General features: G+C 64.2%; 1 pseudogene (running past one end of the window). It reads right to left on the bottom strand.

The features are described from left to right. A pseudogene (locus JSS27_21455) lies at nt 1-452 on the bottom strand (YgiQ family radical SAM protein); it runs 582 nt beyond the window's last position.

The raw sequence follows: 452 nt of genomic DNA, 5'->3' as shown, positions 1-452 counted from the left end.
GCCGCCAAAGCAGCCGCGCATGATCTGGACCGAATCTTTCACCACCTCGAACGCCGGCACCCGCTGGTCGCCATAGGCCGGGTGCGGTCGTCGCGTGTAGGGCAGCCCGTAGACGAAGTCCATTTCAACCTCGCCCAACGGCAAGGCCGGCGCGTTGGCGACGATGGCTTCGGGGCCGCAGCGTTGAACCAGCCGGCGGGCGTTGTGCGGATTGGTCTCCAAGTGGGCGCTGCGAGTCATCTCGGCGAACGCGGTCTTATCGGCCACGACTTGTTCGTAGTTGGGCAGTTCGATCGTGTGGGCGTCGGCGGGCAGCGGCTCTTTCGCCCCCAGCCGATAAACCACGCCGCGCAGGTCGCGAAGTTCACGGATCGATTCACCCGCCTGCAGTCGTCGGGCGATTTCGACGATCGTTCGTTCTCCCATACCGAACACAATCAAGTCGGCTTTGC

The organism is Planctomycetota bacterium (genome assembly GCA_018242585.1).
Taxonomy (GTDB): Bacteria; Planctomycetota; Planctomycetia; order Pirellulales; family PNKZ01; genus JAFEBQ01.
This window is presented reverse-complemented; position numbering and strand designations above follow the sequence as displayed.